Origin of the sequence: Ketogulonicigenium vulgare WSH-001, from assembly GCF_000223375.1 — a bacterium.
Taxonomy (GTDB): Bacteria; Pseudomonadota; Alphaproteobacteria; order Rhodobacterales; family Rhodobacteraceae; genus Ketogulonicigenium; species Ketogulonicigenium vulgare.
In genome coordinates this window covers 2,181,381-2,194,991 of the sequence record NC_017384.1, presented here as the reverse complement: position 1 = coordinate 2,194,991, position 13,611 = coordinate 2,181,381, and the positions used below count along the sequence as shown (strand labels likewise).

General features: G+C 61.2%; 14 protein-coding genes. 9 read left to right on the top strand and 5 right to left on the bottom strand.

Annotated elements, in window-relative coordinates; all coding sequences use genetic code 11:
- Window positions 1-21: 21 nt before the first annotated feature.
- From KVU_RS10930 to KVU_RS10895, 8 genes are all read left to right on the top strand, one after another.
- Complete coding sequence (locus tag KVU_RS10930) at window positions 22-372, top strand: fluoride efflux transporter FluC (protein ID WP_013385293.1); 351 nt, start codon at window positions 22-24, stop codon at window positions 370-372.
- A complete protein-coding gene (locus KVU_RS10925; RefSeq protein ID WP_013385292.1) occupies window positions 369-1,412 on the top strand; it encodes an RluA family pseudouridine synthase in 1,044 nt (347 codons plus the stop codon). Before KVU_RS10930 ends, KVU_RS10925 begins: the two co-directional genes overlap by 4 nt.
- Entirely contained in the window at window positions 1,412-2,074 is a 663-nt protein-coding gene (locus KVU_RS10920; protein ID WP_013385291.1) for an HAD family hydrolase, read from the top strand. The genes KVU_RS10925 and KVU_RS10920 overlap by 1 nt, the downstream gene beginning before the upstream one ends.
- Window positions 2,067-2,774 (top strand): ATP12 family chaperone protein, encoded by a 708-nt coding sequence (locus KVU_RS10915; protein WP_013385290.1) that lies wholly within the window; start codon window positions 2,067-2,069, stop codon window positions 2,772-2,774. The genes KVU_RS10920 and KVU_RS10915 overlap by 8 nt, the downstream gene beginning before the upstream one ends.
- 238 nt (window positions 2,775-3,012) lie before the next feature.
- Window positions 3,013-4,029, top strand: coding sequence for an amino acid ABC transporter substrate-binding protein (locus KVU_RS10910; RefSeq protein WP_013385289.1), 1,017 nt, complete (start codon window positions 3,013-3,015; stop codon window positions 4,027-4,029).
- A 124-nt stretch (window positions 4,030-4,153) separates the two neighbouring features.
- Window positions 4,154-5,590: an amino acid ABC transporter permease gene (locus KVU_RS10905; RefSeq protein WP_013385288.1), complete on the top strand. Its 1,437-nt coding sequence runs from the start codon at window positions 4,154-4,156 to the stop codon at window positions 5,588-5,590.
- 1 nt (window position 5,591) lies between these two features.
- A complete protein-coding gene (locus KVU_RS10900; protein WP_013385287.1) occupies window positions 5,592-6,965 on the top strand; it encodes an amino acid ABC transporter permease in 1,374 nt (457 codons plus the stop codon).
- A gap of 9 nt (window positions 6,966-6,974) precedes the next feature.
- Window positions 6,975-7,742 carry an amino acid ABC transporter ATP-binding protein gene (locus KVU_RS10895; protein WP_013385286.1) on the top strand — a complete coding sequence of 256 codons (768 nt, stop codon included), beginning with the start codon at window positions 6,975-6,977 and terminating at the stop codon, window positions 7,740-7,742.
- Here KVU_RS10895 and KVU_RS10890 read toward each other — a convergent pair.
- Window positions 7,720-8,340 (bottom strand): LysE/ArgO family amino acid transporter, encoded by a 621-nt coding sequence (locus KVU_RS10890; protein ID WP_013385285.1) that lies wholly within the window; start codon window positions 8,338-8,340, stop codon window positions 7,720-7,722. The two genes, KVU_RS10895 and KVU_RS10890, sit on opposite strands and share 23 nt — an antisense overlap.
- 71 nt (window positions 8,341-8,411) lie before the next feature.
- Between KVU_RS10890 and KVU_RS10885 the strand changes: the two genes are divergently transcribed.
- Window positions 8,412-9,302, top strand: coding sequence for a LysR family transcriptional regulator ArgP (locus tag KVU_RS10885; RefSeq protein ID WP_013385284.1), 891 nt, complete (start codon window positions 8,412-8,414; stop codon window positions 9,300-9,302).
- 13 nt (window positions 9,303-9,315) lie between these two features.
- On the opposite strand, the gene argB is transcribed toward KVU_RS10885, so the two are convergent.
- The 4 genes from argB to yidC form a co-directional block, all read right to left on the bottom strand.
- Window positions 9,316-10,197 carry an acetylglutamate kinase gene (gene argB / locus KVU_RS10880; protein ID WP_060486286.1) on the bottom strand — a complete coding sequence of 294 codons (882 nt, stop codon included), beginning with the start codon at window positions 10,195-10,197 and terminating at the stop codon, window positions 9,316-9,318.
- A 94-nt stretch (window positions 10,198-10,291) separates the two neighbouring features.
- On the bottom strand, window positions 10,292-10,942 hold the full coding sequence (yihA, locus tag KVU_RS10875) for a ribosome biogenesis GTP-binding protein YihA/YsxC (RefSeq protein ID WP_013385283.1): 651 nt from the start codon (window positions 10,940-10,942) through the stop codon (window positions 10,292-10,294).
- Entirely contained in the window at window positions 10,942-11,703 is a 762-nt protein-coding gene (locus KVU_RS10870; protein ID WP_013385282.1) for an MOSC domain-containing protein, read from the bottom strand. The genes yihA and KVU_RS10870 overlap by 1 nt, the downstream gene beginning before the upstream one ends.
- Entirely contained in the window at window positions 11,700-13,538 is a 1,839-nt protein-coding gene (gene yidC, locus KVU_RS10865) for a membrane protein insertase YidC (RefSeq protein WP_013385281.1), read from the bottom strand. Before yidC ends, KVU_RS10870 begins: the two co-directional genes overlap by 4 nt.
- Between the last annotated feature and the right edge of the window lie 73 nt (window positions 13,539-13,611).

Genomic DNA, 13,611 nt, shown 5'->3' with positions numbered 1-13,611 from the left:
CTTGCGGGGCAGGGCGTGCGGATGCTGAATTCATTGATCCTGATTGCGGCAGGCGGAGCCATCGGTGCTGTGCTGCGGGCGCTGGCCTTGATGGTCGTTGCTGCCCCGGTCGGAACCCTTGTGGTAAATGTCATCGGCTCGGCCCTGATGGGCGTGCTATGGGTGATGCTGCCGCGATCTGGGATCATGCCTGCCTTCTTGATGACCGGAATATTGGGCGGGTTCACGACTTTTTCGGCCTTCTCGCTGGATAGCCTGCGCCTGATCGAGGCGGGCCGTCCGCTGGAGGCTTTGGTGTATATGGGCGGATCCGTGGGTCTGTCCGTGCTGGCGGTCTTTGCTGGCGCGATGATTGCGAGGACGATGATATGAGTGGTGTGCAAACCATTACCGTGGCTGAGGGCGAGGGCGATCTGCGTCTGGACCGCTGGCTGCGCAAGAAATTCCCCAATCTGACTCAGGGTCAGATTGAAAAGATGTGCCGCAAGGGCGAGCTGCGAGTCGATGGCGGTCGCGTCAAGTCGAACGCGCGCCTTGAAGACGGCCAGAACGTGCGCATCCCGCCCTTGGGCGCCGAGATCGAGCAGCAGGCCCCGATGGCCGTGCGCACGCGCGTCACGCGCTCGGATGCCGAGATGATCCAAGCCGCTGTGCTGTGGAAAGATGAACATATCATCGTGCTGAACAAGCCGCCGGGTCTGCCCTCGCAGGGCGGCTCGGGTCTGGGGGATCGCCATGTCGATGGCCTGACCGAGGCGCTGATGTTCGGTTATAAAGACCGCCCGAAGCTGGTGCACCGTCTGGATAAGGACACGTCGGGTCTGTTGCTGCTGGCGCGCACCGATCGCGTCGCGCGGGCTTTGTCCGAGGCGTTGCGTCATCGCAATGTGCGCAAGATCTATTGGGCCGCTGTCGCCGGTATCCCGACCCCTTGGGCCGGTTCGGTGAAATACGGTCTGGTGAAAATGGGCCGTCGCGGTGATGAAAAGATGCATTGCGTCCATCCCGCCGCCGTCGCCACGACCGAGGGCGCAAAGCGCGCCCATACCGATTACGCGGTGCAAGATCAGGCGGGTCAGCGTATGGCGTGGATGGCGCTGGTGCCGATCACCGGCCGCACGCACCAATTGCGCGCGCATATGGCTGAAATCGGCCATCCGATCATCGGTGACGGCAAATATGGCGGCTCGAACGCGGAAAACGCGGGCGACGGCTGGGGCGCGGGCATTGGCGGCGGCGTGCAGAACAAGCTGCACCTGCATGCGCGCACGCTGATCATCGAACATCCGATCACCAAAGAGACGCTGACACTGCAGGCGCCGCTGCCGGCGCATATGCAAAGCACGTGGGATTATCTGGGCTGGAACGTGGCACATGCGCCGCTCGACCCGTTCAACATGCCGGATAAATAATGCGTTTGGTGATCTTCGATGTCGATGGCACGCTGATCGACAGCCAGAATAATATCGTGGCCAGTGCTGAGGCGGCTTTTGCCGCGCTTTCGCTTGCCGCGCCCGCACGGGCGGATGTGCTGCGCCTTGTCGGCCTGTCGCTGCCCGAGACGATGGTGCGCCTTGCCCCCACCGCCACGCAGGCCCTGCGCGACGATCTGGTGCAGGCCTATAAGGACAGTTTTCGCACCATGCGTCTGCAGGGGCATGATGCGCCGATGTTCCCCGGCGCGCGCGATGCGGTGCTGCAATTGGCGGGCGCGCCGGGCACGATGCTGGCCATCGCCACCGGCAAATCGCGGCGCGGCCTCGAGGCAATGCTGGACCAGCACGAGCTGCGCGGCCTGTTCCACAGCACGCAGGTTGCGGATGATCACCCGTCTAAGCCGCACCCCTCGATGGTGCTGGCCGCGCTGGCGGAAACCGGTGTCGCGGCGCGCCATGCGGTGATGGTGGGCGACACCAGTTTCGACATGGATATGGCCGCCGCCGCAGGTGTGCGCCGGATCGCCGTTGGCTGGGGCTATCACGCGCCCGAGCTGCTGGTCGCCGATCACCATATTTCGCGATTCGACGAACTCGCGCCGATTTTTGACCAGATGACGGAGCTGGCCGATGGCTGACTGGGCCCCCAAACGTTTTTGGAAACAGGCGACAATCTCGCAGCAGGGCGAGGCTTGGGCCGTGCTGCTAGACAGCCGCACGCTGCGCACCCCCGCGAAAGCGCATCTTCTGGTCGGCAGTGCTGAACTGGCGCAGGCCGTCGCGGATGAATGGCAGGCGCAGGGCGAGGTCATCCGCCCCGATACGATGCCCTTTACGCGTGCAGTGAATGTCGCGATCGACCATATCGGCGAAAAGCGCGACGCCGTTGTGGCCGAGATTGCCGGCTATGGCGGCACCGATATGCTGTGCTACCGCGAGGAAGAGAGTGACGCTTTGGCGCAGCATCAGGCCGCCCAGTGGGACCCATTGCTGGATTGGGCGGCGGATCATTTTGGCGCAAGGCTGGTCGTGCAGCAGGGAATCATGCCCGTCGCTCAGGACCCGATCGCGCTGTCGCGCCTGCAAGACGCCGTCGCCGCACACTCCGATATTGGCCTTGCCGCCCTTCACGACCTCGTCAGCCTGTCCGGCTCGCTGATCTTGGGACTGGCGGTGGCGCATGGCCGCCTGAGCGCGGATGAGGCCTGGACCCTGTCGCGTCTGGATGAGAACTGGCAGATTGCCCAATGGGGCGAGGACGAAGAAGCTGCTGAAATGACGCGCACAAAAGCCGCCAGTTTTTTAAGCGCCGCCCAACTTTATGCGGTCAGCCGGTAGGCAGGCGTCAATCCGCGCAATTTTTTTCGACATATCGGTCAAAAAACACCTGATCCATTTCCTGAACTCCTGTCTTCTAATGCTTGACGGTCAAATGGCTTTGCGGCCAAGCTGACTGGCAAGCCGTGGGGTTACCCCGACTTGGGACCCTGCGGTGGCTTCGCCACCGTCTGCCGCATGACGCGGTGGGCGTAACGACTGGCCAAAATCGGGCCAGCGGATCAGGGAGAGAAGAAGAATGAAGAAATCGCTAGTTTTCTGTGCGATGGGTGCATTGGCAATGGGCACTGGCCTTGCGCAAGCGGCCACGCTCGACGACGTTAAGGCGCGCGACGTGCTGAACTGCGGCACCAACACCGGTCTTGCGGGCTTTGCAGCGCCCAATGCAGACGGCGTTTGGGAAGGTTTTGACGTTGCTGTTTGCCGCGCTGTTGCGGCAGCCGTTCTGGGCGACCCCACCAAAGTGAACTTTGTGCCGACCACCGGTGCCACCCGCTTTACCGCGCTGGCATCGGGCGAGATCGACATGCTGTCGCGCGTCACCACCTGGACCTTCCAGCGTGACGTCGAGCTGGCTTTTGATTTCGTCGGCGTGAACTATTACGACGGCCAAGGCTTTATCGTTCCGACTTCGCTGGGCGTCACCTCGGCGCACGAGCTGGACGGCGCGACCGTCTGCATCCAGACCGGCACCACGACCGAGCTGAACCTGGCCGACTTCTTCCGCGCCAATGGCATCAGCTATGAGCCGGTTCCGATTGAAACCAACGCCGAAGGCCAACAGCAATATCTGGCTGGCGCCTGCGACGCCTATACCACCGATGCATCCGGACTGGCCGCCACCCGCGCCACTTTCGAGGCGCCCGGCGATCACATCATCCTGCCCGAGATCATCTCGAAAGAGCCGCTCGGCCCGGTCGTGCGTCACGGCGACAACCAATGGGGCGATATCGTCCGCTGGAGCTTCTTCGCGCTGGTCGCGGCTGAAGAATACGGCATCACCTCGGCCAATATCGAGGAACTGTCGGCCGGTACCGACAACCCCGAGATCAACCGTATCCTCGGCACCGAAGGGAATCTGGGCGAGCAGCTGGGTCTGGACGCTGAATGGGCCAAGCGCGCCATCGCAGCCGAAGGTAACTACGGCGAGATTTTCGCGAAATACCTCGGCACCGATACGCCGATTGGTCTGGATCGCGGTCTGAACGCACTGTGGACCCAGGGCGGTCTGCAATACGCGATGCCCTTCCGCTAAAGACATCGGCGCGATCCCACGGGGTCGCGCCTTTTCCATTTCTGGCCGCAATGGCAGCCAGTGACTGCGTGGACGGGACTGTAGATCCCCCCAAGTATAAGCCGCGCACGACAGGGAGAATTTTATGTCGATTTCGACACAGCCTCCGAAAGAGTCCTTTCAAATCGGACAGTTGCTTTCGGATACCCGCTATCGCTCCATCACCATTCAGATCATCGCGCTGATCCTGTTCGCGCTGGGATTCTGGTGGCTGGTGGGGAATACGATAGAAAATCTTTCAAGGCTTGGTAAAACATTCAGCTTCAGCTTTCTGGGGCAGCGCTCGAACTACGACATCAACCAGCGCCTGATCTCATATGACAGCACATCGACCCATGGGCGGGCGGCGGTCGTCGGCATCCTGAACACGCTGCTGGTGGCGGCGATGGGCTGTGTGCTGGCGACGGTGATCGGCGTTATGGCAGGTGTGCTGCGCCTGTCGAAAAACTGGATCGTGGCGCGTCTGATGGCCGTCTATATCGAGGGTTTTCGCAACGTGCCGCTGCTGCTGTGGATCTTGCTGATCTATGCGATGGTCTCCGAATCGACGCCAGCCCCGCGTGCCTTTGGCAGTGGCGATGCATCGATGCTGCTATGGGATTCGATCGCGATCACGAACCGCGGCATCTATATTCCTGGCCCCGTTTTCACGCCCGGCGCGTGGCTGGTGCTGGCCGCATTCATCGTCGGTCTTGGCGTCGCCTGGCAACAATGGAGCGCCTCGCGCAAGCGTCAGATCGCGACCGGCACGCCGCCGATGTCGCGCTGGCTGGCGGCGGGCATCGTGCTTGGGATCACCGGCCTCGTCTATCTGCTGCAAGGCGGCATTGTTTTCACGCTGCTGTTCCTGCTGCAGTTGGCCATTGTGGTCGCGGTCTTCATCTATACCCGCCGCGCTTTGCGCCCGGCACTGAAATATGTGCCCTCGCAAACGGCCGCCTCGACCGCTGCGGCTTTGGCGGGAATCGTGGCGCTGCTATGGGCGCTGTATATCGCGCCGATCATCTGGGCCGCGCTGACCACGCCCTTTGGCGCACCTGCGTTTAACCCCTCGATCGCGCTGGATATTCCGGCACTGGGCGGGTTCAACTTTACCGGCGGCTTTAACGTGCGCGCCTCGCTGGTGGCGCTATGGCTGGCGCTGTCGCTCTACACCGGCGCCTTTATCGCCGAGATCGTCCGCAGCGGCATCATGGCTGTGCCCAAGGGCCAGTCCGAGGCCGCCGCCGCGCTGGGTATGCCGGCAGGCCGTTCGATGACTATGGTGATCTTGCCGCAGGCGATGCGTGTGATCGTGCCGCCGATGATCTCTCAATATCTGAACCTGACCAAGAACTCCTCGCTGGCGATTGCTGTGGGTTACATGGATGTGCGCGCCACTTTGGGCGGCATCACCATCAACCAAACCGGGCGCGAGCTGGAAGGCATGTTGCTGATGGGGATGTTCTATCTTGTCCTTAGCCTGATGATTGCAGGCGTCGGCAACTGGTTCAACGCCCGCGTCAAATTGAAGGAGCGCTAAGATGGCCGATTCCAAAATCGCCTATGTGCGCGAGACGATGCTGCCGCCCGAAGCCCCGCCGGGGAATGAAAGCGGTGCATGGAGTTGGGTGCGCGCCAATCTGTTTTCCAGCTGGCTGAACATCATCCTGACGATTGCGTCGGTCTATGCTGTCTATTGGGTCGTCTCGCATGTGGCGCCCTGGATGCTGGGAGGCATCTGGAACGCCAGCTCGCTGGCGGAATGCCGGCTGATCCGCGATGAAATCTATGGATCGGGCGCGAATGTCGCCTGTTTCGCGGTGATTACCGAACGTTGGCCGCAATTGCTGTTCGGCTTCTATCCGCGCGACGGATATTGGCGCATTGTGCTGGCCTTTGTGCTGTTCCTGATCGCCATCGCGCCGATCCTGTTTCAGTCGCTGCCGCGCAAAATGCTGTGGTTCTCGCTGCTGACCCCATTCATCATGTTCACCCTGATCTGGGGCGGCACGATTTGGGGCCCGGTCTCGGTGATTATCGCTATCGCTGTGACCATCGGCTGTGCCGCCTATGTCACGCCCCGCTATGGCGCGATTCTTGGCATTGTTGCGGCGGTCGTCGTCGGGCTGCTGTTCTTTCTGAACCCCTTTGCAATGATTGCAAATCGGCTCGGTATCTCGGGCAATCCGCTGGGCTTTGCCTTTCCTATCGTTGGCGCGCTGACCCGCATTGGCGAGATCGCATTGCCGGGGGTGGGCCTGCCGGGGGTTGCGTCGCGTGATATCGGTGGCTTTACCCTGTCGTTCATCATTGGCATCTCGGGCATCGTCCTGTCGCTGCCGCTGGGCATCTTGCTGGCGCTGGGTCGCAAGTCGAACATGTTCATCATCAACAAGCTGTCTGTGGCGTTTATCGAGATCATCCGCGGCGTGCCGCTGATCGTCTGGCTGTTCACCGCCTCGCTGCTGCTGAATTATTTCCTGCCGCCGGGGTCGAATTTCGACCTGATGCTGCGGGTGATCATCATGGTGACGCTGTTCTCGGCCGCCTATATTGCCGAAGTGGTGCGCGGCGGTCTTGCCGCGATCCCCAAGGGCCAATACGAGGCGGCTGATGCGCTGGGGCTGGATTACTGGCGCGCGATGCGGCTGATCATCCTGCCACAAGCGTTGAAAATATCGATCCCCGGTATCGTGAACACCTTTATTGGTCTGTTCAAAGATACGACGCTGGTGGTGTTCATCGGCATGATGGACCCGGTGAACCTGCTGAACTCGATCCGTGCGAATACCGCGTGGAACGGCATCTATTGGGAGCTGTTCTTGTTCGTCGGGCTGATGTTCTTTGTCGTCTGCTTCTCGATGTCGCGATACTCGATCTACCTGGAAAAGCGCCTGCGGCGCGAACACCGATAGGGGGCACATATGTCCATGACCGCACAAACCGCCGCCCAAAATGACGTTGCCGTCCAAATCAACGGCATGAACAAATGGTACGGCGCCTTCCACGTCCTGCGGGACATCAACCTGACCGTCTATGCGGGCGAGCGGATCGTGATCTGCGGCCCGTCGGGGTCGGGCAAATCATCGCTGATCCGCTGTATCAACCGGCTGGAAGAGCACCAATCCGGTCAGATCGTCGTCGACGGCACCGAACTTACCTCTGATCTGAAGAACATCGACCGCGTCCGGTCCGAGGTTGGGATGGTGTTCCAGCACTTTAATCTTTTCCCGCATCTGACGATCCTCGAGAACTGCACCCTTGCGCCGATCTGGGTGCGCAAGATGCCAAAGAAAGAGGCCGAAGAGCTGGCGATGCACTACCTGACCAAGGTGCGCATCCCCGATCAGGCGCTGAAATACCCCGGCCAGTTGTCGGGCGGCCAACAGCAGCGCGTCGCCATCGCCCGCAGCCTGTGTATGAAGCCGCGCATCATGCTGTTCGACGAGCCGACCTCGGCCCTCGACCCCGAGATGATCAAAGAGGTGCTGGACACGATGATCGAGCTTGCGGACGAGGGGATGACCATGCTGTGTGTGACCCATGAAATGGGCTTTGCACAGGCCGTGGCGGATCGCGTGATCTTTATGGACCAAGGCCAGATCGTCGAGCAGAACGAGCCCAAGGAATTCTTCAACAACCCGCAGTCCGAGCGGACGAAGCTGTTCCTCAGCCAGATCCTGAACCACTGACCAACTGGAAGGCGATTGTCCACATGATCAGGGCAATCGCCGCCTCCAGCACCCGCCAGGCCCGCGCATCGGCAAAAATGGGCCGCAGATAGCGCGCGCCATAGCCAAGGGCGAAAAAGAACAGCAGCGATGCGGTTGCCGCCCCGGTGCCAAAGGCCAAAAGGTCATCGGGAAAGCGGGTCGAGACTGCGCCCAGAAAAACCACCGTATCCAAATACGTATGCGGGTTCAGCCATGTCAGCGCGAGACAGGTCATCACCGCCGCGGGCAATGTCAGGGCAGGGCGGGATTTATCCGGCTCTAGCCCGCCGCTGCCAAATAGCGCGGAATACAGGCTGCGCGCGCCATAGATGATCAGAAACGCCGCGCCGCCATAACGCAGCAGCATTTCCAGCCATGGCAGGGTTTGAATCAGGCTGCCAAAGCCACCAACCCCCAGCGTAATCAACGCGATATCTGACGCGATACAGATCAGACAGATGACAAGGATATGTTCGCCCCGCAGCCCTTGCCGCAGGACGAACGCGTTTTGCGCGCCAATGGCGACGATCAGGCTAAGGCCCATCGCAAGGCCGGTGAGAAAGACAGAGAGTTCCATGCCCTTGCCTTAGGTGCCGGCATCAGTTTAATCAAATTAAAGAAACTGATGCGAATTTAGGAATTCTAATCATGCTGGATTATGCCGCCGCCCGTGCCGTCGCGCTAATCGTGCAGACTGGCAGCTTTGAGGGGGCGGCCCATCGCCTTGGCGTGACACCCTCGGCCATCTCGCAGCGCGTGCGGCATCTTGAGGAGCGTTTGGGCACCGTTCTGATCCAGCGCGGCACGCCCTGCCTTGCCACCGCGCAGGGGGATTGGCTGTGCCGCCATATGGAAAAGCTGGGCATGCTCGAGGCGGAATTGATGCAGCATCTGCCTGCCTTGGCCGATGGCACAAGCCTGCCGGTCTCTGTGCATATTGCGGTAAACGCCGATAGTCTGGGGGCCTGGTTTTTGCAGGCGATGGCGGCGTTTGGGCAGCAGAACAACACGCTGCTGGACATCGCGCTGGATGATCAGGATCATACCAGCGACTGGCTGCGACGCGGACAGGTCAGCGCTGCCGTGACCGCGGATGCGCGCGCGGTGCAGGGCTGTCATATCCAGTTTTTAGGGAAAATGCGCTATCGCGCGACGGCAAGCCCTGCCTATGTCGCGCGCTATTTTGCGGATGGGATCACGCCTGAGGCGCTGATGCGCGCGCCCGCGCTGCGCTTTAACCGCAAGGATATGTTGCAACAGCAATGGGCCAAGCAGGTTTTTGATGCCGCGCCCCAATTGCCGACGCATTGGTTGCCCGCCGTGCAGGGCTTTGTCGATGCGGCGCGCCTGGGGATTGGTTGGGGCATGAACCCCGAAGTATTGATCGCCGACGATCTGGCCAGCGGGCGTCTGGTCGAATTGGTGCCGCAGACGCCGCTGGACGTGCCGCTGTACTGGCAGGTCAGCCGCCTTGCGATGGATGGCCTGGCGGGGCTGACCCGCCAGATCCGTGCCGCTGCGGCTGAGGCGCTGATTTAGCGCCCGCCTGGCTTTAACGGCGACTGGTGCGACGCGGCGGCGGGTTCGGATTGCGAATGATCGATCCCGCACCATGTTCGGTGAACAGCTCTAGCAGCGTTGCATTGGGCAGGCGACCGTCAAGGATCACCACGGCGCGCACGCCAGCCTCGATCGCGTCCAGAACGGTTTCGGTCTTTGGGATCATCCCGCCCGAAATCGTGCCATCTGCAATAAGCTCTAGGATCTGCTCGGGATCAAGCTGGGTCATCACCTGACCCTCTTTATTCTTGATTCCCGCGACATCGGTCAGCAACAGCAGGCGGTCGGCTTTCAGCGCGCCCGCGATGGCACCCGCAGCAGTGTCGCCGTTGACGTTGAACGTCTCGTTATCGGCCATGCCGGTTGCGACGGGGGCGACGACGGGGATAATGCCGGCGGTGAACAGATCGCGCAGCACCTGCACGTTCATCTCGACCGGTTTGCCGACAAAGCCCAGCTCGGGGTTGTCGGCGACGCAGACCATCAGGTCGTCATCCTTACCCGAAATGCCGACGGCGCGGCCGCCCTGGTCGTTGATCGCCTGCACGATGCGCTTGTTGACGACGCCCGACAGCACCATTTCGACCACTTCGACGGTGGCCTTGTCGGTCACGCGCTTGCCGCGGATGAATTCCGATTTGATGCCCAGCTTTTCCAGCATCTCGTTGATCATCGGGCCGCCGCCGTGGACGACCACGGGATTGACGCCAACCTGACGCATCAGAACGATATCGCGCGCGAATTCGGCCATCGCCGCGTCATCGCCCATGGCATTGCCGCCGAATTTCACGACAACAGTCGCGCCCGCATAGCGCTGCAAATAGGGCAAAGCTTCGGCCAGCGTTTTGGCCGTCGATATCCAGTCGCGGTTCATCTTTTGCAATCTCATGGCGGCCCCAAGGGCAAAGGGTTTCGAGGGGGTCTTAAGGCCAACCGAAGCCCCTGCCAAGCGCGTTTGGCGGCCTCGGCTAGATTAGGCCGGCGATAATCGCGCGCAACGTCTCGATCCCGTCGCCCTTTTCGGACGAGGTCAGCACGACCTCGGGATAGGCGGCGGGGTGCTTTTTCAGCGCGCCTTTCACCTGTTCGAAATTCGCCGCAAGCTCGGCTTTCGAGACTTTATCCGCCTTGGTCATCACCACCTGGAAGGTGACGGCGGACTTGTCTAACAGGTTCATGATCTCGTCATCGACCGATTTCACCCCGTGGCGCGAATCGATCAGCACAAAGGCGCGGCGCAGGGTCTGGCGACCCGACAGATAGGACTTCAGCAGCTTTTGCCACTTTTCGACCACGGCAAGCGGCGCATTGGCATAGCCATAGCCGGGCAAGTCGACCATATAGCGGTCTTCGCCCAAGGCAAAAAAGTTCAGCTCTTGCGTGCGGCCGGGCGTGTTCGAGGCGCGCGCCAGCGATTTACGACCCGTCAGCGCATTGATCAGCGAGGATTTCCCCACGTTCGAGCGGCCCGCAAAGCAGATCTCGACCCGGTCGGCGGGGGGCAGGCCGGACATGGCCACGACGCCTTTGACGAAATCGACGGGGCCCGCGAACAGCAGGCGGCCGGCTTCGGCGGTGAACGTGTCAGGCGTCGGCGCCTCGGTGAACGTCATTTCCATTACAGCACCTCAATGCGGTCGCCCGGGGTCACGACGCCATCGCGTGTGACATGGGCGAAAATGCCAAAATCTTGCGCGCCAACGCGCTGGCGCAAACCGCCCAGCGTATCGGCGTCGATCAGGCCGGTTTCAGTATTCGCGCTGGTGGCGGTGCAGCGACCGATCGGTTCGGTCACCTTGAGCTCGGCCTCGCCAATGCGCAGGGTTTTTCCCACCAGATCGAACTCGGCCCAAGGGGCAAGGCCCTCGACCCATATATTCGCGCGCCAGCGGTCACGCGACAGGTCCACGCCCATCTGCTGCGACAGATCCGCAAGCGAGGCGGTGAAGTTCAGCGAGATTGTCACATCGCTTGTATCGGTCATCGCACGGCCCGCCTGTGCAAGGCCAACGGGGCGGAACCGCTCGGGCGGGCTGATGGGCCGCAGCCAGTCGATAAAGCCCTGCACCGAGGCGCTATCATGCGGGTTCAACCCATAGGCGCCGATCTGGGGGTGCTGCAGAGCAATCTCACCCGTCGCCTCGTTCAGCTGCGCTGTCATCGCCATCAGCGCGGGCGTGCGCGCCGCGCGTTGGAAGTTGATGCAGGGCACCCAGGCGGGGTTTGCGGCGTCGTATTTCGACAGATCATGGGCCACGGCCCAGATCCGATCAAAGGGGAAACCCTCGCCGGCGGTCAGCCGGGCGAGGGTCACCTCTTCGCGTCCATGCGCTTTGATCGGGTGGCGCCAAAGGCTAACCACCTTCATCTCATCACTCATGTCTTGTCCTTGGTCTCTTTATCTTTCGCGGGCTCTTTTGGCTTACGCTTAAAGCCGCCAAGAATATTGCCGAACAGATCCGGGCGGTGCCCGTGATAGGTCATGATCGAATATTGCTGCACAAAGGTGATCACGTTGTTGGCGATCCAGTACAGCACCAGGCCCGACGAGAAACTGCCCAGCATGAACATGAACACCCACGGCATCCACGCAAAGATCATGCGTTGGGTCGGATCTGGCGGCAACGGGTTCAGCTTTTGCTGCAACCACATCGATAGGCCAAGGAAGATCGGCAGAACGCCCAGCGAGAAGATAAAGAAGAAGCTGTCGATCTCGGGCGTGCCCCAGGGCAGCAGGCCAAACAGGTTCAGGATAGAGGTCGGATCAGGCGCCGACAGATCCTGTAGCCAGCCGATCCACGGCGCGTGACGCAGCTCGATCGTGACAAAGATCACTTTATACAGCGAGAAGAAGATCGGAATCTGCACGATCATCGGCAGACAGCCCGAGGCGGGGTTCACCTTGTTCTTCTTATACAGCTCCATCATGCCGGTTTGCAGGGCCTGACGGTCGTCCTTATGGCGGGCTTGCAGCTTTTCCAGCTCGGGCTGCAGTTCTTTCATGCGCGCCATCGAGACATAGGATTTATAGGCCAGCGGCAGCACGATGGCTTTCAGGATCAGCGTCAGGGCAATGATCGACCAGCCCATATTGCCGATATGCTGGTTCAGCCAGTGCAGCACCGAGAAGATCGGCTTGGTCAGGAAGTAGAACCAACCCCAGTCGATCGAATCGATAAAGCGCGGCACACCATCTTCGTTTTGGTATTCGCGGATGGTCGCCCATTCTTTCGCGCCCGCAAACAGACGGGTCGAAATGGTGACCTCGGCACCGGCGGCGACGTCCTGGCGGGGCATGACAGCCTCGACCTGGAAGATATCGCGGCTGGGCAGGTATTTTTGCACCGAACGGAAGGGCTGGCCCTGTTCGGGGATCAGCGTCGTCATCCAATAGTGGTCGGTAAAGCCGATCCAACCCGATTCCTGCGCCTCGGCCACTTCGGCGGGAACACCCAGTTCCGCGTCGTTCATGTCCGACATCTTGGAATACTTCATCTCTTCCAGACGGCCATCGGCCATACGGACGATACCCTCGTTCAGGATAAAGAACTCGCGCAGGCCCTCGGGCATGCCGTGGCGGCGGACAAGGCCGTAGGGGCGCATCTCGACCGCGGCGTCGCCCATGTTCTGCACCGATTGGTCGACGGTGAACATGTAATCGGCGTCGATGGCAAAGGTCGTGCGGAACACCTGACCCGCGCCGTTATCCCAGACCAGCGTCACGGGCGTTTCGGGGGTCAGCGTGTCATTCGCGCTTTCCAGCGACCACAACGTGTCGGGGCCGGGGACGGCCTCGGGCGCGATGCCCTGCGCTGCGGCCCAACCGAACGAGGCGTAATAGGCGCCGCGTTCACCTACGGGGCGCAGAAGGCGCACGGTGGCCGAATCCTCGTCGATGGTCTCTTGGTAATCGCTGAGGAACAGATCGTCGATGCGACCGCCCAAAAGCGAGATCGAGCCCGACAGACGCGGCGTTTCAATGCCGACGCGCGCCGCCGTTGCGGGGCTGGCGTCTGCGTCGGTGATCGCCTCAAGCGAGCCTGCCGTCGATCCCGCGCCACCGACGGGCAAAGTGCCGTCCGTCGCAACCGAGGTGGTCTGTTCATCCGTCAGCGTTGGGTTCGTGGCTTCTGGTGGGAACAGAAAAAACCACACGACGATGACGACCAGGCTCAGCACCGTGGCGAGAATGAGGTTCTTGTTCTGGTTTTCCATATGGCTTGCTTGCTTTTCGTGTCGCGCGAAAGGGTCAGCGCGGTTCAACAGTCCGAGGGGCCAAAGGTCAAGC

Excerpts from the sequence above, each read along its gene's own strand:
- KVU_RS10930 (WP_013385293.1), top strand. The coding sequence starts at position 22 with ATGCTGAATTCATTGATCCTGATTGCGGCAGGCGGAGCCATCGGTGCT.
- KVU_RS10885 (WP_013385284.1), top strand. The coding sequence starts at position 8,412 with ATGCTGGATTATGCCGCCGCCCGTGCCGTCGCGCTAATCGTGCAGACT.
- yidC (WP_013385281.1), bottom strand. The coding sequence starts at position 13,538 with ATGGAAAACCAGAACAAGAACCTCATTCTCGCCACGGTGCTGAGCCTG.
- argB (WP_060486286.1), bottom strand. The coding sequence starts at position 10,197 with ATGAACCGCGACTGGATATCGACGGCCAAAACGCTGGCCGAAGCTTTG.
- KVU_RS10900 (WP_013385287.1), top strand. The coding sequence starts at position 5,592 with ATGGCCGATTCCAAAATCGCCTATGTGCGCGAGACGATGCTGCCGCCC.
- KVU_RS10870 (WP_013385282.1), bottom strand. The coding sequence starts at position 11,703 with ATGAGTGATGAGATGAAGGTGGTTAGCCTTTGGCGCCACCCGATCAAA.
- KVU_RS10890 (WP_013385285.1), bottom strand. The coding sequence starts at position 8,340 with ATGGAACTCTCTGTCTTTCTCACCGGCCTTGCGATGGGCCTTAGCCTG.
- yihA (WP_013385283.1), bottom strand. The coding sequence starts at position 10,942 with ATGGAAATGACGTTCACCGAGGCGCCGACGCCTGACACGTTCACCGCC.
- KVU_RS10925 (WP_013385292.1), top strand. The coding sequence starts at position 369 with ATGAGTGGTGTGCAAACCATTACCGTGGCTGAGGGCGAGGGCGATCTG.
- KVU_RS10910 (WP_013385289.1), top strand. The coding sequence starts at position 3,013 with ATGAAGAAATCGCTAGTTTTCTGTGCGATGGGTGCATTGGCAATGGGC.
- KVU_RS10895 (WP_013385286.1), top strand. The coding sequence starts at position 6,975 with ATGTCCATGACCGCACAAACCGCCGCCCAAAATGACGTTGCCGTCCAA.
- KVU_RS10920 (WP_013385291.1), top strand. The coding sequence starts at position 1,412 with ATGCGTTTGGTGATCTTCGATGTCGATGGCACGCTGATCGACAGCCAG.
- KVU_RS10905 (WP_013385288.1), top strand. The coding sequence starts at position 4,154 with ATGTCGATTTCGACACAGCCTCCGAAAGAGTCCTTTCAAATCGGACAG.
- KVU_RS10915 (WP_013385290.1), top strand. The coding sequence starts at position 2,067 with ATGGCTGACTGGGCCCCCAAACGTTTTTGGAAACAGGCGACAATCTCG.